Here is a 23,628-nt window from a genome sequence, read left to right as displayed (position 1 = left end):
GATTCCGAGCTAATTAGGTTGCGTAGCGCTTTTTATCAGGTACAGTGTGGGATTTTATACTATTAGGTGGAAGGTTTTGTTGACGCCATAAGGCAGAATTCACTGCTGTTACACTGGGCGCAGGCAAAAATTTTGCGGGATCGTCAAGCATGATTCGGATGACTCTTTTGTGGCACCGATCAAAAAAACAGGTTGATCTCCTGAAAAAGTACCGCAATATAAAAAAGAGATTGCGAATGCCGCGGTACGGCAAGATAAAAACCTTCTTTTAGAAGAAATAATTTAGGTAAAGGTAATTATGGGTAAAGCTCTCGTAATAGTTGAGTCCCCGGCAAAAGCCAAAACTATTAATAAATACTTAGGGAATAACTACGTGGTTAAGTCCAGTGTCGGTCACATTCGTGATTTGCCGACCAGTGGATCTGCCAGTAAGAAGAGCGCTAACTCAACTGAAGATAAAGCCAAGAAAGCTGATAAACCCAAAACTAAAGTAAAGAAAGACGAAAAGGTTGCATTAGTTAACCGCATGGGTGTCGATCCTTATCATGGCTGGAAAGCGCAGTATGAAATTTTGCCCGGCAAAGAAAAAGTGGTTGCCGAGCTTAAAGCATTAGCTGAAAACGCTGACCATATCTATCTCGCAACCGACCTTGACCGCGAAGGAGAGGCTATTGCCTGGCATTTGCGGGAAGTGATTGGTGGTGATGATAAGCGTTTTAGTCGTGTGGTATTCAACGAAATCACTAAAAATGCTATCCAACAAGCGTTTAATCAACCTGGTGAATTGAATATCAACCGGGTTAATGCCCAACAAGCCCGTCGCTTTATGGACCGGGTTGTGGGTTATATGGTTTCTCCGCTGCTGTGGAAAAAAATTGCTCGTGGCCTGTCTGCAGGGCGTGTGCAATCCGTCGCGGTGCGCTTAGTGGTCGAACGTGAGCGGGATATTAAAGCATTCGTTCCTGAAGAGTATTGGGAACTGCATGCCGACTTGCTGGCAAAGGGTGAAGTACCGATTCAAATGGAAGTCACCCATGCTCACAATAAGCCGTTTAAACCGGTCAATCGTGAGCAGACGCACGCCGCCCTTAAATTGTTGGAAAACGCGCGCTACAAAGTGTTGGATCGTGAAGATAAACCGACCAGCAGCAAGCCCGGCGCACCTTTTATTACGTCCACCTTGCAACAGGCTGCTAGTACCCGCCTGAGTTTTGGTGTGAAGAAGACCATGATGATGGCGCAGCGCTTGTATGAAGCGGGCCATATCACCTATATGCGTACTGACTCCACCAATTTGAGTCAAGATGCGTTGACCATGGTTCGTGGTTATATCGGCGATAATTTTGGTGATAAGTATTTACCGTCTGCGCCAAATCAATACAGCAGCAAAGAGAACTCACAAGAAGCGCATGAAGCTATTCGTCCTTCTGATGTGAATGTGCTGGCTGAACAATTAAAAGATATGGAAGCCGATGCCCAGAAGCTGTATCAGCTGATTTGGCGTCAGTTTGTGGCCTGTCAGATGACACCGGCCAAATATGATTCAACGACGCTGACCGTGCAGGCTGGTGACTTCCAACTGCGCGCTAAAGGCCGTACTTTGCGATTTGACGGTTGGACTAAGGTCATGCCAGCACTGCGCAAAGGCGATGAAGATCGCACCTTGCCAGTGATTGAAGTGGGCAGTGAGTTGGATTTGCAAAAGCTGATCCCAAGCCAGCACTTTACCAAGCCACCGGCACGTTACAGTGAAGCATCATTGGTGAAAGAGCTGGAAAAACGGGGTATTGGCCGTCCATCTACTTATGCGTCGATTATTTCGACCATTCAAGACCGTGGCTATGTTCGGGTTGAAAACCGCCGCTTCTATGCAGAGAAAATGGGTGAAATTGTTACTGACCGCTTGGAAGAAAACTTCCGCGAGTTGATGAATTACGATTTCACCGCGCGGATGGAAAGTGGTTTGGACCAAGTGGCCAACGATCAGGCTGAATGGAAAGCTGTGCTGGATGGATTCTTTGCTGAATTCAGCGAGCAGCTTGAAAAAGCCGAAAAAGATCCTGAAGAGGGCGGTATGCGTCCAAATCAGATGGTCATGACCAGCATTGATTGCCCAACTTGTGGTCGTCCGATGGGGATTCGTACCGCCAGTACCGGGGTGTTCCTAGGTTGCTCAGGTTATGCATTGCCACCGAAGGAGCGCTGTAAAACCACCATCAATCTGGTACCAGAAGCTGAAATTCTTAACATTTTGGAAGGTGATGATGCGGAGACCAACGCATTACGCGCCCGTCGTCGCTGCCAGAAATGTGGCACTGCAATGGACAGCTATCTGATCGATAACCAACGTAAATTGCATGTTTGTGGGAATAACCCTGCATGTGATGGTTATGAGATAGAAGAAGGTGAGTTCCGCATCAAAGGGTATGAAGGCCCTATTGTTGAGTGCGAGAAATGTGGTTCCGAAATGCACCTGAAAATGGGACGTTTTGGTAAGTACATGGGTTGTACCAATGACGAGTGCAAAAATACCCGTAAAATCTTACGCAGTGGTGAAGTTGCACCGCCAAAAGAAGATCCGGTGCCATTACCCGAATTGCCTTGTGAAAAATCTGATGCTTATTTCGTGTTGCGAGATGGTGCTGCGGGTGTGTTCTTAGCGGCCAATACTTTCCCTAAATCGCGCGAAACACGTGCACCTTTAGTTGAAGAGTTGGTTCGTTTTAAGGATCGTTTACCTGAGAAGCTACGTTATTTGGCGGATGCGCCAGTGACGGACAAGGAGGGTAACAAAACCATGGTGCGCTTTAGCCGTAAAACTAAGCAACAATATGTTTCCTCTGAAAAAGAGGGCAAAGCCACAGGTTGGTCTGCTTTCTATATCGATGGCAAATGGGTTGAAGCGAAAAAATAAGCATTTTACTGAGTGAGAGTGGTATCTCGAGAGATTAATCGCGCTCAGTCGTAAAGTTAAAATGCCGAGCCATGCCTAAGAAACCAGCCTCAATGGCTGGTTTTTTTATTGGGTTAATTTATCCAAGTGCTTTATAGTCTTGGTTAATCCGTTGATACTATCAATCATTAACGGCTGTCTGCATTTATCAAAAACACGATTATTTTTAGGCTAATACTCGATGGTCTAGGTAGCTAATAGCGCAAGTCTACAGGCAGACCCAAGTCAGAGATTTAAGCAAGGAAAGTCGTTACTATCGCTACAATGCAACGAGAGAAGGGTATATACAGTTGTTGGCGAAATGATATAGTAGTTATATAAAATATTTTTTTATCACCTTAAGTTATTATAAGGTCAATACTGACCACTTCGCATGTCGCTATAAGTTTCAGTTAATAACTTCTCGGCATACCGGGTGATACCGATATACCAAACTGTGGCGTTCCCCGCAGTGTTTAACCTAGGATGGTATAGATATGAAATTGCAACAGCTCCGTTATATTGTTGAGGTGGTTAATCATAACCTTAACGTATCATCTACCGCAGAGGGTCTGTACACCTCACAACCTGGGATAAGTAAACAGGTCAGAATGCTGGAAGATGAGCTTGGCATCCAGATTTTTGCCCGCAGTGGTAAACATCTCACACAAGTCACTCCCGCAGGGCTGGAAATAATCCGTATTGCTCGTGAAGTGCTGTCAAAAGTGGATGCCATCAAAGCGGTTGCTGGTGAACATACCTATCCAGATAAAGGGTCTTTGTATGTAGCCACGACTCATACTCAGGCACGCTATGCATTGCCTAATGTGATTAAAGGCTTTATCGAACGTTATCCGCGCGTGTCCTTGCATATGCATCAAGGGTCACCCACACAAATTGCTGAGGCAGTTTCCAAGGGGAGTGCTGACTTTGCTATTGCAACTGAAGCACTTCATTTGTACGACGACCTGATCATGTTGCCGTGCTATCACTGGAATCGCGCGGTGGTTGTTAAGCCTGATCATCCATTAGCTGGCAAGACTCATGTCAGCATTGAAGAGCTGGCAGCCTATCCAATAGTAACCTACACCTTTGGTTTTACCGGCCGCTCAGAGTTGGATACCGCATTTAATCGCGCAGGGTTGACTCCACGAATTGTTTTCACCGCCACCGATGCGGATGTGATTAAAACCTATGTGAGATTAGGGCTGGGGGTGGGTGTTATCGCCAGTATGGCGGTTGACCCAGTTCAAGACCCTGATTTAGTGACGGTTGATGCGCGCGATATCTTTACTTACAGTACCACCAAAATTGGTTTCCGCCGCAGCACCTTCCTGCGTAGTTATATGTATGATTTTATCCTGCGTTTTGCCCCGCATTTGACGCGTGATGTGGTGGATAAAGCGGTTGCTTTGCGTTCGAATGAAGATATTGAGGCGATGTTCAAAGACATAAAATTGCCGACGAAATAATTGTTCTTGTAGCGTAAAGATAAAGCCCCAAGTTAATGGGGCTTTTTGCATTGCTAACGTTTCTTATTGGCTTGTGCCAGTACTGAGCCGGCCAGCGTTTTGGTTTGTTCACTGTATTTAGAATTTGCCAGAACTTGTGATGCGACATCCTCCATATGTGCGCCTGTTTGATTATTCGTGCTAGATTGAGATAGGGCCGATCCTGCAAGACTTTTTTCGATGGCGGAAGCATTAGGATCTTTCAGTATTTTCGCCGCTTGCGAAGCAACTGATTGGGAGGTTTTCTTGGTATTCTTATTCGTCATAATTTCCATTTCATCCTGTTTATAGGGTATTCCACGTAGTGCACTATCTATTTAACAATGTTACATATTAATTAAGTTGTATGTACAAGGGGGTTTCTTTGTCTATCGTGGTAGGGAATAGTAGACACAATGGAATATGTATATGCTAATGAAATTTAATTAATTCACCTGATTTTATATTTTTATTATATGTTTGTTCGTATATTTTCAATTTTTATAAAAGGACAGTAAATGTTTTCAGTGAGTAATCCTTCTAATACTAATACCAGTTGTCCTCTATTGCTCCCTGAATTACCCTTTCCAGAAAAACAACATTTAAATTATCTACGTAGCATGCCAAATAGCGATGACGTATCAGTTCCAGTCAGTGAGATTAGTGATGCTCTGAATGAGTTAACATCGATATATAGTGAGGATTTTTTACAAAACGTAACTCAATTAGATATCCATGATGAAATCAAAAATTTCAACCAACTTTCTGCCTATAGAAAAGTAAACTTCATCGATTGGTTTGCTTTTAGAGATTTTAAGGAGGATGGCTATGTGAGGATAAATAATTTTTTAAGAGAGTCTCAAGGTGAGCAACAAAACGTACGATCGAATGTATTTCAGATGAAACTATCGCTCATGCATCTAACAATGTTGCAGGCCATGCAACCTACAGTTCAACAGACATTGTTCAGAGGGGAGGTTAGGTCCCTTTTTAGCACCAGTAACTGGACGGAAGGATCTATATTTAGTACTAAATCATTCATGAGTTCATCCCAAGACGAAGATGTAGCATGGAGTTTTTGTGGCGATAAAACCACTTTGGATAATGATTCTATAAATGTCTTATTTGAAATATATAATGACAACCCCTATTCAGGTGCAGACATTTCAAGTGTGCTGCGTGATGGGGAAGATGAATTTTTATTTCTTCCTGAGACTGATTTTATAATAACAGATAGAACTTATGATGCAGAAGAGAAAACACTAAAAATAGAAATGTCTACATGTTATACCGGCGAGCATATCTTTAGTTCAAATCTTCAGGCGTTGGTGTTCTTTGCAAGGGAAAGCTAAATATGGGTACTGAGAAGGCAACCTACTTACTATGATTTATGTTAAATAGAACAGTGGCTTATCAATTATTTTTGTATATCTGATTTTCTATAAAGAACTATTAAGTTGAAATTTAAAAGATAATTTAAAAAATATAATGTATTTTCATATTAGTATTCAACATTTTTACAATGAAAGTAAACAAGGAGAATCTATGGATAAAATATCTTACCCTTTATCAAAAATAGGGCTGAGTAACACATTTCAGGCATTAGAGAACAGAGGCGCTATTCCTGAAAAAGCTCAATTTTATATTGATGGTGATAATGTGGAAAGTATAGGCAGTGCAAGTGAATCTTTAGAACGGTTAATTCATAAGGGTTGGCTGATCCCTTCAGATAATAACATTGAAACTGACAGAAGAGTTAACTTACTGACTTCAATGAGTAAGTTCTCAATGGTAGAACTTACGCTTGAACACAGTGATAAAATGTACCCATATTTACATCATGATAATCATATTCTAATGAAATTTGATTTTGATAGTGATTCAGGGCTCAAAATGCGTCATTCAGTCACTTATGGTAATGGTAAGTGCGATTTGTTTACATTGCATTGCCAAATGCTCTTGAGTGAAGACTTTCAGTTAGATGAAAACAAAACTAATATTTACTTTGAGTTTGCATCACAATGCCCAAAAGAGTTGCAACAAGATCTTGATCTTAGAACAATAACTACCAAGATTTTAGATTGGCTAAAGAATTTATTCTTCCCGAATTCTTATAATGCGGATAATACTGTGCCATTTAGTCTATCTGACAATGAACTTCAATGGGATAAAACCGGATTCGAGTTTTATGAATCATCTGATTTTGACAACTTAACGCCTAGTGAGTGCAATAGGGTAATAACCGATATGGAGTTTAAATTGTTTTTTGAAAGCTAAGATATGAAAGAGCAACACAGTAGTTAATTTTACCTTATCGGGTCATGAGTTTTTTTACTCTCATCGTTCATACCTATCGCTGCCAGTAATCGCCATTGTTGCCAAAATGTTAATGTTTCTTTGTGTTATATTTAATCTAGACCTCATAATTTCAAGGGAATAGCCTTGTTGAGATGAATGATGTTTAGAACACTTATAAGAAACAATGGAGGCGCTATGTCGTTGGATCTGCGTAAAACGAGTATGGCCAAGTTGGTCGCCCTTAACCACGAGTATCACTATTACAGTCTACCGCAACTGGCGGCAGCACTGGGTGATATTGACCGACTTCCGAAATCACTGAAAGTGTTGTTGGAAAACCTGTTGCGCCATCTGGATGGTGAGCAGGTCCAAGAGGAAGACCTCAAAGCGATTATTGATTGGCAACAAACCGGTCATGCCGATAAAGAGATTGCTTATCGTCCGGCGCGGGTTCTCATGCAGGACTTTACCGGTGTACCCGCCGTCGTCGATTTAGCCGCTATGCGAGAAGCGGTTAAGCGTTTGGGCGGCGATGTTGCTCAGGTTAACCCATTATCTCCTGTTGACTTGGTTATCGACCACTCGGTGACGGTTGACGAGTTTGGCGATAAAGCGGCCTTTGGCGAAAACGTTCGCTTAGAAATGGAACGTAACCACGAACGCTATATCTTTTTACGCTGGGGGCAAAAAGCGTTCAGCCGATTCCGTGTCGTACCGCCGGGGACCGGAATTTGTCATCAGGTTAACCTTGAGTATTTAGGGCAGACCGTCTGGCATGAACAGCAGGGCGGCAAGCAGGTTGCGTATCCAGATACTTTGGTGGGCACTGACTCTCATACCACGATGATTAATGGTCTGGGGATTTTGGGCTGGGGGGTCGGAGGGATTGAAGCAGAGGCGGCAATGCTGGGCCAGCCAGTCTCGATGCTGATTCCTGATGTGGTCGGATTCAAGATGACGGGCAAAATGCGTGAAGGGATCACCGCCACTGATTTAGTATTAACGGTTACACAAATGCTGAGAAAGCACGGTGTGGTAGGTAAGTTTGTTGAGTTTTACGGCGATGGTTTGGCTGATTTACCATTGGCAGATCGCGCCACTATCGCCAACATGTCACCAGAATATGGTGCCACCTGTGGGTTCTTCCCAGTGGACGATGTCACATTAGGCTACCTGCGCTTAAGTGGCCGCCGTGATGAACAGATAGCGTTAGTCGAGGCCTACAGTAAAGCACAGGGTCTATGGCGTTATCCGGGGGATGAACCTGTGTTTACCAGCCAGTTATCATTGGATCTGGGTGCAGTAGAAGCCAGTTTGGCCGGGCCGAAACGGCCACAAGACCGGGTTGCATTGCCCAAAGTCCCGCTCGCGTTTAATGCTTTTGAAGAGCTGGAAGTGAACAGCAAGAAAGATAAAGTAAGCCATGTTTCTTTCTCACTTGAGGGGCAAACTCATGAGCTAGAGCAAGGGGCGGTGGTCATCGCCGCTATCACCTCATGCACTAATACCTCAAATCCAAGTGTGCTGATGGCGGCGGGCTTGCTTGCCAAAAAAGCGTCAGAAAAGGGGCTTAAAACTAAACCTTGGGTTAAAACCTCGCTGGCTCCCGGTTCTAAAGTCGTGACTGAATATCTCAACTCTGCGGGGCTAACGCCTTATCTTGACCATCTGGGTTTTAATTTGGTTGGCTATGGCTGTACTACTTGTATAGGTAACTCTGGCCCATTACCGGACCCAATAGAAAAAGCCATTAAAGCCGGGGATTTAACCGTGGGCGCGGTGCTGTCCGGCAACCGTAACTTTGAAGGGCGAATCCATCCTTTGGTTAAAACGAACTGGCTGGCGTCACCTCCGCTGGTCGTGGCTTACGCCTTGGCTGGGAATATGAATATCAACCTAGCCCAAGATGCACTAGGTTATGATCCTGAGGGTAATCCTGTTTATCTGAAAGATATTTGGCCAACTGGGATTGAAATCGCTAAAGCGGTTGAAGAGGTTAAAACAGAGATGTTCCGCAAAGAGTATGCGGCAGTATTTGACGGTGATGAAGATTGGCAGGCGATTGAGGTTGTTAGTACACCAACCTATGACTGGCAAAATGACTCCACTTATATTCGTTTACCTCCTTTCTTCAGTGATATGAAAGCGTTACCGGAGCCTGTTCAAGATATTCATAATGCGCGTATTTTAGCCATTTTGGCTGACTCAGTGACGACGGACCATATTTCTCCTGCGGGTAATATCAAGTTAGACAGCCCGGCCGGTCGTTATTTGCGAGATCGTGGAGTAGAGATCAAAGAGTTCAACTCCTATGGTTCCCGCCGTGGCAACCATGAAGTAATGATGCGTGGGACTTTTGCCAATATTCGTATTCGCAACGAAATGGTGCCCGGTGTTGAAGGAGGGATAACTCGCCATATTCCATCGCAAAATGAAATGTCGATTTACGATGCGGCGATGCGTTACCAGCAGGAACAGGTGCCATTGGCGGTGATTGCGGGGAAGGAGTATGGTTCAGGGTCCAGTCGCGACTGGGCGGCCAAAGGGCCGAGATTGCTGGGTGTTAGGGTCGTGATTGCTGAGTCATTCGAACGTATTCACCGATCAAATTTAATCGGTATGGGAATTTTACCACTTGAGTTTCCGCAAGGTGTTAACCGCAAAACCTTAGGCCTCACCGGAGATGAGTCCATCAGCGTCAGCGGGTTACAAAATCTGGCTCCGGGGCAAACTGTTGCGGTGACACTCACCTATGCTGATGGCCGTCAACAGACGGTCAATACGCGTTGCCGTATCGATACGGGGAATGAATTGGTCTATTTTGAGAATGGTGGCATTTTGCATTACGTTATCCGCAAAATGTTGTGATGCGTTGCGTGTCGGAGTGACAGTGTCACTATTTGACGACGTAACTCAATGCCAAATAAGCCAAAGGGTGGTCACAAGACCACCCTTTATCATTTGAACACAGTCTTTCGTGAACGGCATGAACAGCAGAATTACTTGGTCAACAAATGGCCCATTTTGGCCGCTTTAGTTGCCATATACTGCTCGTTCTTTGGATTCTGGCCGACAATCAGTGGCACACGTTCGACAATGTTAATTCCCGCTTGCGAGAGAATTTCAACCTTTTTGGGGTTGTTGGTTAGCAGGCGGACGGCTTTGACACCTAATAATTTGTACATATCAGAACATAGCGTGAAGTCGCGTTCATCGGCGGCAAAACCCAGTTGATGATTAGCTTCAACCGTATCGGCACCAAGATCCTGTAAAGCGTAAGCCCGGATCTTATTCAGCAGGCCAATATTTCGACCTTCCTGACGATGATAAATCAGCACACCACGCCCTTCTTCGGCAATATGGGCCAGTGCCGCTTCAAGCTGAAAACCACAGTCACAGCGCAAGCTAAATAAAGCATCACCCGTTAGGCACTCAGAATGAACTCGCGAGAGCACCGGTTTATCCCCGCTGATATCACCAAAAATTAAGGCCAGATGATCATGGCCGGTGGCTAATTCTTCAAAACCGACCATTAGAAAATCACCCCACGGAGTGGGTAATTTGGCTTCTGCTACACGTTTTAGCTGCATCTTACTGTTCATATTATAACGTCGGACCCTTAGGAAGGCTGTCGCACACCCTACCGTATATACCCTTTATATTGGGGTATAAGGTTAAATAAAAAGTTTCTCTGTGATCATTATTAGCTATATTGCCATAACTTTTGACTTGCTGCTGTTCAACAAAGCAGCAAGAAGGTAAGAGTGAATGTCAGGCTGGGGTTTATTTCAGCAGTGGCAAAAAAATTTTTATGTTATCAATGGGCCGCAAGATTGATGCGTTATGGCTATAGATGCAATTAGCGCTATCACCATGGATAATATGTTGTGGGCATTTGCTAGAAAGAAAGGACCTCAGATGTGGAATATAGCAAAACGAATCACGGTAGGAGCACTTATTTTACTGCTGCCGACCTTGATTATCTGGCTTTCTGGTTGGCAATGGCAGCCCGGGGGCAGTGATAGCTGGCTAAAAGGACTATTTTGGGTGACTGAAACGGTCACCGCGCCGTGGGGAATTGTGACCAGCATATTGATTGGCGGCTGGTTTCTATGGTGCCTGCGCTTTCGAATCAAACCAGCCATTGGGCTGCTCGTCATATTGTGTGGCGTTATTGTTTTGGGCCAAGGTGTAAAATCCTTGATTAAAGAACAGGTGCAGGAGCCTCGACCATTTGTGGTGTGGCTTGAGGCTGAACATCATATTGATAATCGTTTTTTCTATTCGCTACCGCGGTCTGAGCGTAGCGCGCTCGTGAAGCAGCAATTACAAAACCAATCGATTATTCCATCATGGCTGAGTAATCATTGGCAATTTGAAACCGGTTTTGCTTTTCCTTCGGGACATACGGTTTTTGCCGCCAGTTGGGCTTTATTGGCTGTGGGATTGCTGTGGCCACGCCGACATTACAAAACGGTTATTTTGCTGATGTTATGGGCGCAGGGTGTCATGATGAGCCGATTGGCCTTAGGTATGCACTGGCCACGTGATCTTATGGCGGCAACCATCATCAGCGCGTTATTAGTCGCGGTAGTTTGCCATTTAGTGCAGCGTTGGTTCGGCCTGTTAACGATTTTGCCGCAAGAAAAACAGGAAATAGAAAAACGTGAGCATGAGGAAAATTAAGTGATTAGTTATTATTCGCAGTTAAGTTGCTTAAAATAATATCTATTGAACACGAGTTAGGCGCTTTATCTTGGTGCAGGCTTTCTTTGCTGGGTTAGGAAGTGCTAATTTAATAAGTAAGGACGCCACATTTTTGGCATAATTCATCAGGTTGATTCGGCCTTTAGGAAAAAACGTGAAATATTTGCTGATTTTTTTGTTAGTGCTAGTGATTTTCGTGATTTCAGTCACGTTAGGGGCAAATAACGATCAGGTCGTTACCTTTAATTATTTATTGGCTCAAGGCGAATATCGGGTATCTACGTTATTGGCGACACTTTTTGCGGCAGGCTTAGTGCTTGGATGGATTATTTGCGGGCTATTTTATCTGCGTGTGCGCATTTTGTTGGGCCGTGCAGAACGAAAAATCAAACGTCTTGAAGCACAGCTTGTACCATCGACTGAACCCAGCGTTACGGCATCCGCACCTGCTGTCAGCAAGGAATAATTTTTTATGTTAGAAATGCTGTTTCTGCTGTTACCCGTCGCTGCCGCCTATGGTTGGTATATGGGGCGTAGAAGTGCACAGCAGGACAAGCAACAGGATGCTAACCGCCTGTCTCGTGAATATGTTGCTGGGGTTAACTTCCTTCTTTCCAATCAGCAGGATAAAGCGGTTGATCTGTTTCTTGAAATGCTGAAAGAAGACAGTTCAGCGGTTGAAGCCCACCTGACATTGGGCAATCTGTTTCGCTCCCGTGGTGAGGTTGATCGTGCTATTCGTATCCATCAGGCCTTGATGGAAAGCGCTTCCCTGACATTTGAACAGCGGTTGTTGGCCATCCAGCAGCTTGGCCGCGATTATATGGCAGCGGGTTTATATGATCGTGCAGAAGATATGTTCAACCAGTTGGTTGAGGAGCAAGATTTTCGGCTGGGGGCATTACAGCAATTATTAGCAATTTATCAGGCAACCAGTGACTGGAATAACGCTATCGAAGTAGCAGAAAAGCTGGTCAAGATGGGTAAAGAAAATCAGCGATTGGAAATTGCCCATTTTTATTGCGAACTTGCGCTGCAAGCCATGGGCGTTGATGATCTTGATAAGGCGATGGGGTTGCTGAAAAAAGCGGCCGCTGCCGATAAGCAATGTGCCAGAGTCTCTATCATGCAAGGCCGGTTATATCTGGCCAAGGGTGAATATGCTAAAGGCGTTGACGCGCTGGAACGTGTGTTAGAGCAAGATAAAGAAGTGGTGAGCGAAGCATTGCCGATGCTGAGTGAGTGCTACCAACACTTACAGCAACCCGAGGCTTGGGCCAATTTCCTTAAACGTTGTGTTGAAGATAATACCGGCGCTACGGCTGAGCTTATGCTGGCAGAGATTCTAGAGCAGCAGGAAGGTCGTGATGTGGCGCAAACGTATATTAACCGCCAGTTGCAACGCCACCCAACCATGCGTGTTTTCTATCGTTTGATGGATTATCATTTGGCAGATGCAGAGGAAGGGCGAGCGAAAGAGAGCTTGCTGTTGCTGCGTGACATGGTCGGGGAACAAATCCGGACTAAACCTCGTTACCGTTGCCACAAATGTGGTTTTACTGCGCATTCGCTTTACTGGCACTGCCCATCATGCCGGGCATGGGCATCGGTTAAACCTATCCGAGGGCTGGATGGACAATAAATGGACGGTTGGAGGCTGGGTTATCGGGTGAGGTGAATCACCCGATGGGCGAGGATATATAGCATTCCTGATTTATCTTTTCTTCTGAGACGCTTTCACACCGTCTTTCAAAAGTTGCCGCAGTTTCTTTAACTCTTTCTGACTTAATGGTTGTTCTGAAATTTCTTCCACGCCTTGGTTATCAATTTCGCTGTGATGCAATTTGGCATCTTTGCGGCTGCCCTTACTACTTTTAACATCAACCTCAAAGCTTTTTTCCAACCTTTCGCAGACTTCGGTACTGAGGGAAAACTGTTTTTCTAAGGCTGCTGCTTTTATTTTATCTTTTAATTCCAGAGGGATTTTAATGGTTAAGGTAGATATTTCGCTCATCATATAACCTTCAACTTAAGGGAAAATACCAAGCTATGTGAGGAAAGGAAAACTGTCTAGGGGATAACACAATTGTCACAAAAAATTCACATTGAAATGAGCAAAAAAGAGCACCAAAGCGCTCTTTTTTGTGATGCGACACAGACTTAACCAGAGGGGGAATAAATTTAACGATAAATAACAGCCGTGCCGTGCATCTTGTTATTACCACTGGCTGAGGTTATCAGGAATGAGGTTGTGCCGGCAGCTTCCGCTTTCTGCGCCAATGCATTTTCTAAATCAGTCAGCGTACTAGCATTGCTGACTGAAATTACACCAATTTCATTCAATTCAGTTGATGTATTTTTCTGAATTTGCGTGGCTGCAACACTGGCAAATGAAGCGAGGGAAAGAATGATAGCAGGTGCGATGTATTTGATGCTTTTCATGTGACACTCCAATTTTTTGATTAAATAGGTATTATTTAAATCATTAGTAGACAATCAATGTCTTGCGATGGAGTGAATGATATAGCATTGGTGTTGAATGAAAATCACAAACACCTGACCATCTTAATCAAATATATTGATCGATAATTTACGCTTCTTGAAACTATTTTACTTAATGGCGGTTATGCGGGGGATATCCTCTTGACGCAAACTGACTTTTACCATCAACCCGCGGTGTACAAAGGGTCAACCGTAGGTAACCTGATAGCTGTGATTTCAGTGATGTAGCCTGTAGAATGTGCCTGTTATCATGACTAACTGACTGAAAAAGGCTTAAAAATGACGTCTGCAACGAAAACTAATAACAGTGGCCCAATAACTTCCCCGATCGTTGTTGCACTGGATTATGCCAATAGAGACGCGGCGTTAGCCTTCGCTGATCGTGTTAATCCGCGTGATTGCCGATTAAAAGTGGGCAAAGAAATGTTCACTTTATATGGCCCACAATTGGTTCGTGACTTACATCAGCGCGGTTTTGAGGTCTTTCTGGATTTAAAATTCCACGATATTCCAAATACCACTGCGCATGCCGTTGCTGCCGCCGCGGACCTCGGGGTCTGGATGGTGAATGTCCACGCCAGTGGTGGCGCGCGTATGATGACCGCAGCGAAAGAGGCGTTATTACCTTTTGGGAAACATGCACCATTATTGATTGCGGTCACGGTATTGACCAGCATGGATGGCGAGGATCTGCGTGATATTGGCATTAATATTTCCCCGGCAGAGCAGGCTGAGCGCTTGGCAAAATTGACCTGGGATTGCGGCTTAGATGGTGTGGTGTGTTCAGCCCATGAAGCGGTACGTCTGAAACAGGTATGTGGCACAGATTTTAAACTTGTGACCCCCGGTATTCGTCCACAAGGCAGTGACGCGGGTGATCAACGTCGTATTATGACGCCAGAGCAGGCAGTTGCAGTGGGCGTGGATTATATGGTGATAGGGCGCCCGATCACCCAATCGCCAAACCCGGAAAAGACACTGAGTGATATTCTGGCATCGCTGAGTCAGGAGGCAAAATGAGCAATGATAATAGCCGTCTGGTTTACTCAACTGACTCTGGCCGTATCAGTGAGCCAGCGCTCAAACCTGAGCGGCCGAAAGGTGATGGTATTGTCCGCATTCAGCGCCAAACCAGTGGGCGTAAAGGTAAAGGTGTAAGTTTGATTACCGGTGTTGATGGCAGCGATGAAATGCTGGAGAAACTGGCGGCTGAGTTGAAGAAAAAATGTGGATGTGGAGGTTCGGTTAAAGACGGAATCATTGAAATTCAAGGAGATAAACGGGATTTGCTGAAGCAACTTCTGGAGGCCAAGGGAATGAAAGTTAAATTGGCTGGTGGTTGATATAACGTTTTAATTTTACTCGCATCAAGTTCGAAAGAGAGTATCCAAGGTTCTTGGCGTTGCAGATAATCTCTTGTAACGCCAAGAACGAAGGTTAAATGTTATTTGCCAACCTGATGGCCGATAACCCCACCGATCGCCGCGCCCCCTAACGTCCCTAATGTACTGCCAGTCAATACCGCACCGCCGACGGCACCAGCACCAGCACCAATAGCCGTGTTACGGTCACGCTTGGACATGTTAGAACATGCAGATAACGATAAGGCCAGAGTAAGGGCCAATGCAGCAGTGGCAAATCGTTTATTGATCATCATCATAATTCTCCTGACGTTGGCTTAATACGGATAGAGCAGGTGATATGCCTACAATTTATATATCCTGCTCTATCCGTATCAAATTGAACTTACCTTACTTAGTATAGGCATTGTATCAATTTTAGCCGTGGTCTTAAAATGTTAGTGTTTAGAATAAAAAACGTCTTTTTGATTTAAATTCGGGATTAATACTGAAAACTCGTTTTTTCGCCGATATAAAGCAGTATAAATGTCCGAGAATCATTTAATAGGTAAATAGTCTTAATTTGGCTGTGTCATGGGCGAATTAAGGTTTATCTGAACAATTAACTCATTGTCTATGCTGAACAAAGAGTCATATTCTTATCTGTGCACCTCTCAGACTGCACTTTCTAGCCGATCCGCACGCAGTTTATAGCCATTTATCCCATACCGGTTCTGACCGGTGACGCTGAAAATGAGGGTAATTCGGTTATATCAGGATACGACGATGCTTAACGAACTGAAGCAGCAAGTACTTGCTGCCAACCTGGCGTTACCACGCCATCATCTGGTCACTTTCACTTGGGGCAATGTCAGCGCAGTTGACCGGCAACAGGGCCTGCTCGTGATTAAACCGTCAGGTGTGGAATATGATGTCATGACAGTCAATGACATGGTGGTGGTGGAGCTGGAAACCGGCAAAGTCGTGGAGGGTAGCAAGAAACCTTCGTCTGATACTGATACTCATCGTGTACTTTACCTTAACTTCCCGCACGTTGGTGGTATCGTACATACCCATTCACGCCATGCCACTATCTGGGCGCAAGCGGGTCTAGACTTACCCGCATGGGGCACTACTCATGCAGATTATTTCTATGGCACCATTCCTTGTACTCGCCTGATGACACCGGAAGAAATTGCTGGCCGTTATGAGTGGGAGACGGGCAATGTAATTGTCGAGACGTTCCATGAGCGCGCGATTAAACCGGAGGATGTACCCGCCGTTTTAGTCAATTCTCATGGCCCATTTGCTTGGGGAACCAGTGCGGATAATGCAGTACACAACGCCGTAGTATTAGAAGAGTTGGCTTATATGGGGATTTACTCTCGTCAGTTGAATCCACAATTAGCGGATATGCAACCAGAGTTATTGGATAAACACTATCTGCGCAAACACGGTAAAAATGCCTATTACGGGCAGTGATTTTATGTGTGGTGGTGAACCTGTGCTCAGTCTTGCACAGGTTTTTCCAGCCATAACATGGCGTCAGTAATATCAAGCACTTTGGCTTCTACTTGTGCAATTGCATCATTAACGCCCTGATTATAATAATGCACACCTAGCTCACGGCTGATGAATTGCAATAGAAACTCCGCATCAAAATCTTCCAGTTCAAAGTGATGCTCTTGCTCCATATACCGTTGAATTTTATGCACCATTCGTTGTGTTTGTTCGCGCGTGAATGTGATGTCTGCCATTTTCGTGCTCCGCAATCTATAAATGTAGGTGTCTTATTCGCTGAGAATATCGACTTGGATCCCTTGGGCCATGAGCTGTTGTTGATAGCCAGCAGGTAAGCGGTTATCGGTAATCACTCGGTTGATACTTGATAAGGGGGCCAGCGAATTTTGATGTACCTGCCCAAACTTTGATGCATCAGCCAAAATAATATTTTCAGCTCCTTTAGCGAGCACGCTATTAATAACATCTGCACGCAGCATGTCACGCCCGGTAAAACCCGTTCCCATCTGGTAGCCATCAATACCAATAAACGCTTTGCTAAAGTGTACGTGACGCAGGCAAAGCTGTGTCAGAGGGCCGACCATACTGTCACTTTTCTTCTGATAAATTCCACCAAGCAAAATCACCTCGCAGGTGGAATCTTTTAATTGTCGAGCAATGTAGCCACTCACCGTCACCAGAGTAATGCTAGGGCGCTGTGCCAGTTTATGGGCCAGCAGGGCATTGCTGCTACCGCTTTCGATAAAAATGGTTTCACCATCATTGACCAGTGAAGCGGCATGGTTGGCCAGTTTCTGCTTGGTCGAGAAGTGAGTCATCATGCGCACATCAACATCATCACTTTCAAGGGCCACCGCAGAGCCATGGACGCGTTTGAGCAACCCCCGCTTTTCGAGCAGATTAAGGTCTTGGCGGATGGTCACCTCAGAGACTTGGCTGGCTTGTGCCAATTGACTCACACTCACACGCTGTTGGTCATTCACAATCTGTAAAATTGCCTGCTGTCTTGCGTTCATACCGTATCCGTCAAAAAATAAAATTTTCGTTTGAAGTATAATTTACTTTCGAATGAAAGATAGTTGATGAGGATCACGTTATGGACTGATGATTGGTCTATGATTGCGGCTAATGATTTTTCATTAATCTATTCGCTTTAAACAATCTGGAGGTTCTTATGGAGCTTTATCTCGATACAGCCGATGTCGCTGCAGTGAAACGCCTGGCGCGGGTGCTGCCGCTACAAGGGGTCACCACAAATCCAAGCATTTTGGCAAAAGCGGGTAAACCTATTTGGGAAGTATTACCTGCGCTACGTGATGCGCTAGGTGGCACCGGTAAGCTCTTTGCACAAGTGTTGGCCAGTGACAGTGAACTGATGGTATCTGAGGCTGTATTATTGTCGCAACGGGTTCCTGGATTGGTGATTAAAGTTCCGGCAACGGCAGAAGGTTTGGCGGCAATTAAGAAATTAAAAGCCATGTCGATCCCGACATTGGGCACGGCAGTATATGGTGCTGGGCAAGGTCTGTTATCTGCATTGGCCGGAGCGGAGTATGTTGCGCCTTATGTTAACCGATTGGATGCTCAGGGCGGGGATGGCATTGCAATGGTGCGCGAACTGCAACAATTGCTGACCCTACATGCACCGGGGGCAAAAGTGCTAGCGGCCAGCTTCCGTACACCACGACAGGTGCTCGATTGCCTGCTGGCAGGGTGCCAGTCTGTGACTATTCCTGTGGATGTGGCCGAGCAGTTTATCAGTACACCGGCAGTAAAAGCGGCAGTAGAGCAGTTTGAGCATGACTGGCAAGGTGCGTTTGGTAGCGCTATTTTAAGCTAATCGATAGTCACCATTAAAAACGCCCTGTGAATAATCAACAGGGCGTTATGTTGGTTTTAGTCAATGGTTATTGGGTTACGCTGTCACTTACTGCACAATGCAAACCACGAATGACTTCCCCTAGCAAGGGCACTTCCCAAGTTTTCCCGCCTTACTAGGGAAACGCGCATCCAGACAATAACGATGAAAATCACGTTCGCTCATCGGGGGAGTATCGGGGTGATGGCGGCGCATATGATTGACATAATTACCGTAATCTTGAACCCCTACCATTAAGCGAAAACTTTGCGCCACCCGATGTGCAATGAGGCGCACCCATGCCCGCAGAGTGGTTGGGTGAGATTTCATCGGAACCAAGGGGATGCAGCGCGTAATGGTGCGCGGCCCCGTTGATGACGAATTATTGTGCAATAAATGGGGCTGCCGGGTACGCAGCGGTATACCTGCATTAGCCACGAGCACTCTCCTCACGCCAGACGATTTCAGTCTCATGTGTGGTTGGTTTGCTAGATTTCAGCGCACGGCGAACCACAAAGAAAGATGAAATCAACATGGTCACCGCCACTAGCATGAAGAATGCACACAAAGCGGCGTTGATCTGGTTGTTAAACACGATGGTTTCCATGTCTTTAATGCTCTTGGCCGGAGCAATTAAAACGCCTTGCTCGACACCGGCTGAGAATTTCTTCGCTTGAGCCAAGAAGCCAATGCTCGGTTTTTCATGGAATATCTTCTGCCAGCCTGCCGTCATTGAGGTAATAAACAGCCAAATTGTTGGCAAGATGGTTACCCAAGCATAGCGCTGCTTCTTCATTTTAAACAGGACGACGGTCCCTAAAATCAGCGCCATCGAGGCTAACATCTGGTTGCCGATGCCAAATAACGGCCACAGAGTGTTAATACCCCCCAGCGGATCGACTACACCTTGATAGACAAAGAAGCCCCAACAAGCAACGGCCACGGTAGTACCAGACAAGTTACCAAACCATGAGCGGTTATTCGCCAAACTTGGCACCACCACGCCCACCAAATCCTGCACCATAAAGCGGCAAGCACGGGTACCTGCATCAACAGCGGTCAAAATGAACATGGCTTCAAACAGGATGGCAAAGTGATACCAAAAGGCCATCATGTTGCGGCTGTTAAAGACTTCACTAATGATATGTGCCATCCCAACGGCGAAGGTTGGCGCACCGCCAGCACGGGACAGAATGGAGTTCTCACCGACATCTTTGGCAATCATGGTCAGAACTTCAGGTGTGACGACAAATCCCCAACTATTGATGGCTTGCGAGGCACTTTCTACGGTGGTGCCAATTAACGCCGCCGGTGAGTTCATGGCAAAGTAAACGCCTGGATCGATAACAGAGGCGCAAATCAAGGCCATGATGGCGACGAAGGATTCCATCAACATCGCGCCATAACCGATAAAGCGGGTGTGGCTTTCGCGTTCTACCAGTTTCGGCGTAGTGCCACTGGCAACCAACGCATGGAAGCCCGAAATGGCGCCGCAGGCGATAGTAATAAACAGGAACGGGAACAAGCTGCCAGAGAATACCGGGCCGCTTCCATCAATAAAACGCGAGACAGCTGGCATTTTCATTTCTGGCATCGCGAACACAATACCAATAGCCAGACCGATAATGACGCCAATTTTCAGGAAGGTTGAGAGGTAATCGCGTGGAGCCAGTAATAGCCATACCGGCAGTACCGAGGCGATGAACCCGTAGATAACCAGCACCCAAGTCAGCGTAGTGCCATGTAGCGTGAAGAATGGCCCCCAATAAGGATGTGCGGCAATATTTCCGCCATAAATAATTGCTGCCATCATTAACACAAAGCCAATTAATGACACTTCGGCGATTTTACCCGGACGAAGAAAACGCATATACACGCCCATAAACAGGGCGATTGGGATGGTGGCTGCAATGGTAAACAGACCCCACGGGCTGTCAGCCAGTGCCTTAACCACCACCAAGGCTAGTGCTGACAAGATGATAATCATCACGCCCAATGCACCCAACATGGTGATAACCCCGGCAAAAGCACCCAGTTCTTGTTTTGCCATCTCCCCCAGAGAGCGCCCATCGCGACGGGTGGAAATAAACAGGATCAAAAAGTCCTGCACCGCACCCGCCATCATGACCCCAACCAAAATCCAGATAGTGCCCGGTAGGAAGCCCATTTGAGCGGCCAGAATGGGACCGACTAACGGCCCGGCACCCGCAATTGCGGCAAAGTGGTGGCCGAAGAGTACCCATTTATTGGTCGGGACATAATCCAGACCATCATTACGCCGTTCGGCAGGCGTTAAACGTCGATCATCTAATTCAAATACATTCTTGGCAATAAACAGGCTGTAAAAGCGATAAGCGATGCTGTAGCACGCCACAGAGGCGATCACCAACCAGATGGCATTAACATGCTCACCTCGGCTAAGTGCCAGCATGGCAAAAGCAAATGCACCAATTAACGCCACTGTCAGCCATATGACGACGGTCTTGACGTTCTTCATGGGTAACGGCTCCTTCGTTATGTTGGGGGATATCTACCCGCCACCTTTCAAGATGTAGAGCTGTTGGCTGCCATTATTCACCCCATTCATTGAGTTATCTCAACTCCTTGGGTTCATTTTGTTGCCGCCGACCTACAACGCGAAATCTATTGGGTATAGAGGTTATCGACACCGACAGAATGAAGGGCCGTAACGGTTATTTAACATAGGAGCTTTAATGTGAAAGAAAAGTAGCGAAAGTGAGAAATGTGATGAGCTATTTGTTTTTAACTTATCTTTGGTATCATTTGCTTACATATTGTGACATGTGCCCATCATCTTTCCAGCCGCAAGAGCGTTGGCTGCACCTTGAAATCTATTGGGTAAGCGTCGTGGAAATAGAAAAGCCGTGGATGTTATATATCACCACGGCTTATCAGTTTTATGCAAGTTATCTATTAGACAACAGGGCGAGCGACCACATTACGGGTTTCCATCCGCACTTCGGCAATGCGCACTTCAATCTTGTCGCTCTGGCTGTACACTGTTTCACCTTTAATTTGCACGGTGCCGGTTTCTTGGCTGCAAACCAGTTCATCACGCACCGCATGAATGAACGGTGCTGGGATAAAGGCCACTGCACCGTTATCAAGCAAGCGTACACGCAGACCACCACGAGTCACATCAATGATCTCTGCGGCGAAGCGCGTATCAGTACCCGCCTGCGGCTGAAGGTAGCGGGCATATAACCAATCACCCACATCGCGTTCTGCCATACGGTTCAACCGGCGGCGCTCGGCCAGTTGGACGGTGATTTCATCTTGCGGTTTTTCTGCTTGCTGGCCAGTAATAATCGCTTTCAGTAGGCGATGATTGACCATATCGCCGTATTTACGAATTGGCGACGTCCAAGTTGCATAAGCCTCAAGCCCTAAACCAAAATGTGGCCCGGGAACGGTGCTGATCTCAGCAAACGTCTGGAAGCGGCGAATACGGCTATCAAGGAACTGAGTAGGTAACGCATCAAGATGGCGACGCAATTCACAGAAGCCCGGTAACGTCAGCAGTGCTTGTGGGTCCGCTTCAACCCCATTGGCTTGCAAGACATTTGCGGCTTGCTCAACCAGCGCTGGGTCAAAACCGGTATGCACATTGTAAATACCAAAACCAAGATTATCGCGCAGTGCTATGGCAGCACAGACGTTAGCGGCAATCATACACTCTTCAACAATCCGGTTGGCGATACGGCGGTGCTCAACAATGATATCCAGCACTTCGCCTTTTTCACCTAGCAAGAAACGGTAGTCAGGGCGGTCTTTGAATACCAGTGCGTGTTGTTGACGCCAATGACAGCGGGCGTCACAAACACGTTTAAGGCGCGTTATCTGTTCAGCGATATCGGCATTTTGTGGCTGCCAGTCACCGATGCCCTCTAACCAGTCAGAAACTTCGTCATAAACCAGTTTGGCTTTAGACTCAACCCAAGCGGCAGAGAAATGAATATCATCACCCAGCGCGCCGTCGGCCGCGATAGTCACGCGGCACACCAATACCGGGCGACGTTCATTTGGACGGAGCGAGCAGAGATTGTCAGATAAATCCCGCGGTAACATCGGGATATTAAAGCCGGGCAGATAGTTGGTAAATGCACGTTTGCGCGCAATTAAATCCAACTCACTGTTTTCATCGACATACGCGGTAGGGTCGGCAATGGCAATAGTTAACAGCAAGGAGCCATCACCTTTGTCTTCCACATACAATGCGTCATCCATATCTTCAGTGCTGGCACTGTCGATAGTGACAAAATTAAGCGCGGTCAGATCTTCGCGTTGTAGGCCACCCTCATGCAGGGCAGACTCAATCATCACAGGCGCTTCGCGTTCCAGATTATGACGCGCCAATGTAACCCACCAAGGGACGAAATGATCTTCACCATGGGTGATAAAGGCGGTCAGATCAGCATTAAAAGCGCGGTCACCTTTTAATGGATGGCGGCGCATTTCAGCAACAGCCCAATCTCCATTCTGGAAGTCGTGGGTTAACTCACGCACCGGACGGCATTGGATAGCATCACGTAATAAAGGGTGATCAGGGACGATCGACAAGCGGTCATCTTTTCTCTGCACTCGGCCCACAAAGCGCGACAAAAATGGCTCAACCAGGGTTTCCGGCTCAGCAATCTCACGATCTTTATCGGTGTGCAGGGTGGCAATAATGCGGTCGCCATGCATGACTTTCTTCATCTGCGGTGGCGGAATAAAGTAACTTTTCTGCCCGTCTACCTCAAGAAAGCCAAAGCCTTTCTCAGTACCTTTAACGACGCCTTCGACGCGTGGAGTCTGAGTGTGAAGTTGCTGTTTTAGCTGCGCCAGCAGCGGGTTATCTTGAAACATATCGTCCAGTGAATGGTGTAGTGAGAGGGATTAATCCGGCTGACAGTTTTACGCGAATCAGCCCCATCGGGCAAGCAGCATATCACCTTGGCGAGCAATTCCCTGAGAAAG

At 46.1% G+C, this 23,628-nt stretch carries 22 protein-coding genes; 12 read left to right on the top strand and 10 right to left on the bottom strand.

The genetic code is table 11. The features are described from left to right. Nucleotides 1–298 precede the first annotated feature (298 nt). Nucleotides 299–2,914: a type I DNA topoisomerase gene (topA, locus tag HUZ92_RS08385; protein WP_050101311.1), complete on the top strand. Its 2,616-nt coding sequence runs from the start codon at nt 299–301 to the stop codon at nt 2,912–2,914. A gap of 515 nt (nt 2,915–3,429) precedes the next feature. Next, nucleotides 3,430–4,404, top strand: a complete 975-nt coding sequence (gene cysB, locus HUZ92_RS08380; protein ID WP_050101310.1) for an HTH-type transcriptional regulator CysB — start codon at nt 3,430–3,432, stop codon at nt 4,402–4,404. A 53-nt stretch (nt 4,405–4,457) separates the two neighbouring features. Here the strand turns inward: cysB and HUZ92_RS08375 are convergent, their stop codons facing one another. Further along, nucleotides 4,458–4,709 carry a hypothetical protein gene (locus tag HUZ92_RS08375; RefSeq protein ID WP_072086748.1) on the bottom strand — a complete coding sequence of 84 codons (252 nt, stop codon included), beginning with the start codon at nt 4,707–4,709 and terminating at the stop codon, nt 4,458–4,460. Between the two features lie 231 nt (nt 4,710–4,940). Between HUZ92_RS08375 and HUZ92_RS08370 the strand changes: the two genes are divergently transcribed. The 3 genes from HUZ92_RS08370 (at nt 4,941) to acnA (ending at nt 9,588) form a co-directional block, all read left to right on the top strand. After that, complete coding sequence (locus HUZ92_RS08370; protein ID WP_145524743.1) at nt 4,941–5,774, top strand: ADP-ribosyltransferase; 834 nt, start codon at nt 4,941–4,943, stop codon at nt 5,772–5,774. Between the two features lie 193 nt (nt 5,775–5,967). Further along, entirely contained in the window at nt 5,968–6,699 is a 732-nt protein-coding gene (locus HUZ92_RS08365) for a hypothetical protein (protein ID WP_145579970.1), read from the top strand. Between the two features lie 216 nt (nt 6,700–6,915). After that, a complete protein-coding gene (gene acnA / locus HUZ92_RS08360) occupies nt 6,916–9,588 on the top strand; it encodes an aconitate hydratase AcnA (protein ID WP_145579969.1) in 2,673 nt (890 codons plus the stop codon). A 131-nt stretch (nt 9,589–9,719) separates the two neighbouring features. On the opposite strand, the gene ribA is transcribed toward acnA, so the two are convergent. Beyond that, the gene (gene ribA, locus HUZ92_RS08355) at nt 9,720–10,310 is read right to left on the bottom strand and encodes a GTP cyclohydrolase II (RefSeq protein ID WP_050101360.1); all 591 of its coding nucleotides are present in this window, start codon (nt 10,308–10,310) and stop codon (nt 9,720–9,722) included. 328 nt (nt 10,311–10,638) lie between these two features. Here ribA and pgpB point away from each other — a divergent pair, with 328 nt between their 5' ends. The 3 genes from pgpB to lapB all read left to right on the top strand — a co-directional run bounded on the left by pgpB (nt 10,639) and on the right by lapB (nt 13,069). Then, nucleotides 10,639–11,406: a phosphatidylglycerophosphatase B gene (gene pgpB / locus HUZ92_RS08350; protein ID WP_050101294.1), complete on the top strand. Its 768-nt coding sequence runs from the start codon at nt 10,639–10,641 to the stop codon at nt 11,404–11,406. 175 nt (nt 11,407–11,581) lie between these two features. Then, on the top strand, nt 11,582–11,893 hold the full coding sequence (locus HUZ92_RS08345) for a LapA family protein (protein WP_050101293.1): 312 nt from the start codon (nt 11,582–11,584) through the stop codon (nt 11,891–11,893). Between the two features lie 6 nt (nt 11,894–11,899). Next, a complete protein-coding gene (lapB, locus tag HUZ92_RS08340; RefSeq protein WP_050101292.1) occupies nt 11,900–13,069 on the top strand; it encodes a lipopolysaccharide assembly protein LapB in 1,170 nt (389 codons plus the stop codon). A gap of 72 nt (nt 13,070–13,141) precedes the next feature. Here the strand turns inward: lapB and HUZ92_RS08335 are convergent, their stop codons facing one another. Both HUZ92_RS08335 and bhsA read right to left on the bottom strand, forming a co-directional pair. After that, on the bottom strand, nt 13,142–13,441 hold the full coding sequence (locus HUZ92_RS08335) for a hypothetical protein (protein WP_050101291.1): 300 nt from the start codon (nt 13,439–13,441) through the stop codon (nt 13,142–13,144). 167 nt (nt 13,442–13,608) lie between these two features. Continuing rightward, the gene (bhsA, locus tag HUZ92_RS08330) at nt 13,609–13,869 is read right to left on the bottom strand and encodes a multiple stress resistance protein BhsA (protein WP_145579968.1); all 261 of its coding nucleotides are present in this window, start codon (nt 13,867–13,869) and stop codon (nt 13,609–13,611) included. Between the two features lie 339 nt (nt 13,870–14,208). Between bhsA and pyrF the strand changes: the two genes are divergently transcribed. Next, nucleotides 14,209–14,949 carry an orotidine-5'-phosphate decarboxylase gene (pyrF, locus tag HUZ92_RS08325; protein WP_050101289.1) on the top strand — a complete coding sequence of 247 codons (741 nt, stop codon included), beginning with the start codon at nt 14,209–14,211 and terminating at the stop codon, nt 14,947–14,949. Beyond that, nucleotides 14,946–15,272, top strand: a complete 327-nt coding sequence (gene yciH, locus HUZ92_RS08320; RefSeq protein WP_050140611.1) for a stress response translation initiation inhibitor YciH — start codon at nt 14,946–14,948, stop codon at nt 15,270–15,272. Before pyrF ends, yciH begins: the two co-directional genes overlap by 4 nt. Before the next feature lie 101 nt (nt 15,273–15,373). Here the strand turns inward: yciH and osmB are convergent, their stop codons facing one another. Continuing rightward, nucleotides 15,374–15,589: an osmotically-inducible lipoprotein OsmB gene (osmB, locus tag HUZ92_RS08315; RefSeq protein WP_026017843.1), complete on the bottom strand. Its 216-nt coding sequence runs from the start codon at nt 15,587–15,589 to the stop codon at nt 15,374–15,376. Nucleotides 15,590–16,055: 466 nt separating this feature from the next. Between osmB and araD the strand changes: the two genes are divergently transcribed. Further along, nucleotides 16,056–16,751, top strand: a complete 696-nt coding sequence (araD, locus tag HUZ92_RS08310; protein WP_050101287.1) for an L-ribulose-5-phosphate 4-epimerase — start codon at nt 16,056–16,058, stop codon at nt 16,749–16,751. A 26-nt stretch (nt 16,752–16,777) separates the two neighbouring features. On the opposite strand, the gene HUZ92_RS08305 is transcribed toward araD, so the two are convergent. Continuing rightward, complete coding sequence (locus HUZ92_RS08305) at nt 16,778–17,026, bottom strand: DUF2164 domain-containing protein (RefSeq protein WP_050101286.1); 249 nt, start codon at nt 17,024–17,026, stop codon at nt 16,778–16,780. 33 nt (nt 17,027–17,059) lie between these two features. After that, on the bottom strand, nt 17,060–17,806 hold the full coding sequence (locus HUZ92_RS08300) for a DeoR/GlpR family DNA-binding transcription regulator (RefSeq protein ID WP_050101285.1): 747 nt from the start codon (nt 17,804–17,806) through the stop codon (nt 17,060–17,062). A gap of 158 nt (nt 17,807–17,964) precedes the next feature. On the opposite strand from HUZ92_RS08300, the gene fsa reads away from it, so the two are divergent. Continuing rightward, entirely contained in the window at nt 17,965–18,630 is a 666-nt protein-coding gene (gene fsa, locus HUZ92_RS08295; protein WP_050101284.1) for a fructose-6-phosphate aldolase, read from the top strand. Nucleotides 18,631–18,750: 120 nt separating this feature from the next. Here the strand turns inward: fsa and HUZ92_RS08290 are convergent, their stop codons facing one another. The 3 genes from HUZ92_RS08290 to HUZ92_RS08280 form a co-directional block, all read right to left on the bottom strand. Continuing rightward, a complete protein-coding gene (locus HUZ92_RS08290; protein WP_050101283.1) occupies nt 18,751–19,086 on the bottom strand; it encodes a YbdD/YjiX family protein in 336 nt (111 codons plus the stop codon). Then, entirely contained in the window at nt 19,079–21,145 is a 2,067-nt protein-coding gene (locus HUZ92_RS08285; protein WP_050101282.1) for a carbon starvation CstA family protein, read from the bottom strand. Before HUZ92_RS08285 ends, HUZ92_RS08290 begins: the two co-directional genes overlap by 8 nt. A 437-nt stretch (nt 21,146–21,582) precedes the next feature. Next, a complete protein-coding gene (locus tag HUZ92_RS08280) occupies nt 21,583–23,517 on the bottom strand; it encodes an exoribonuclease II (protein ID WP_050101281.1) in 1,935 nt (644 codons plus the stop codon). Nucleotides 23,518–23,628: the final 111 nt, after the last annotated feature.

The sequence above is a fragment of the Yersinia vastinensis genome, from assembly GCF_902726565.1.
In the GTDB taxonomy this organism is placed as follows: domain Bacteria; phylum Pseudomonadota; class Gammaproteobacteria; order Enterobacterales; family Enterobacteriaceae; genus Yersinia; species Yersinia vastinensis.
The sequence above is the reverse complement of the archived record's forward strand: the minus strand, read 5'-3'. Positions and strand labels throughout refer to the sequence as shown.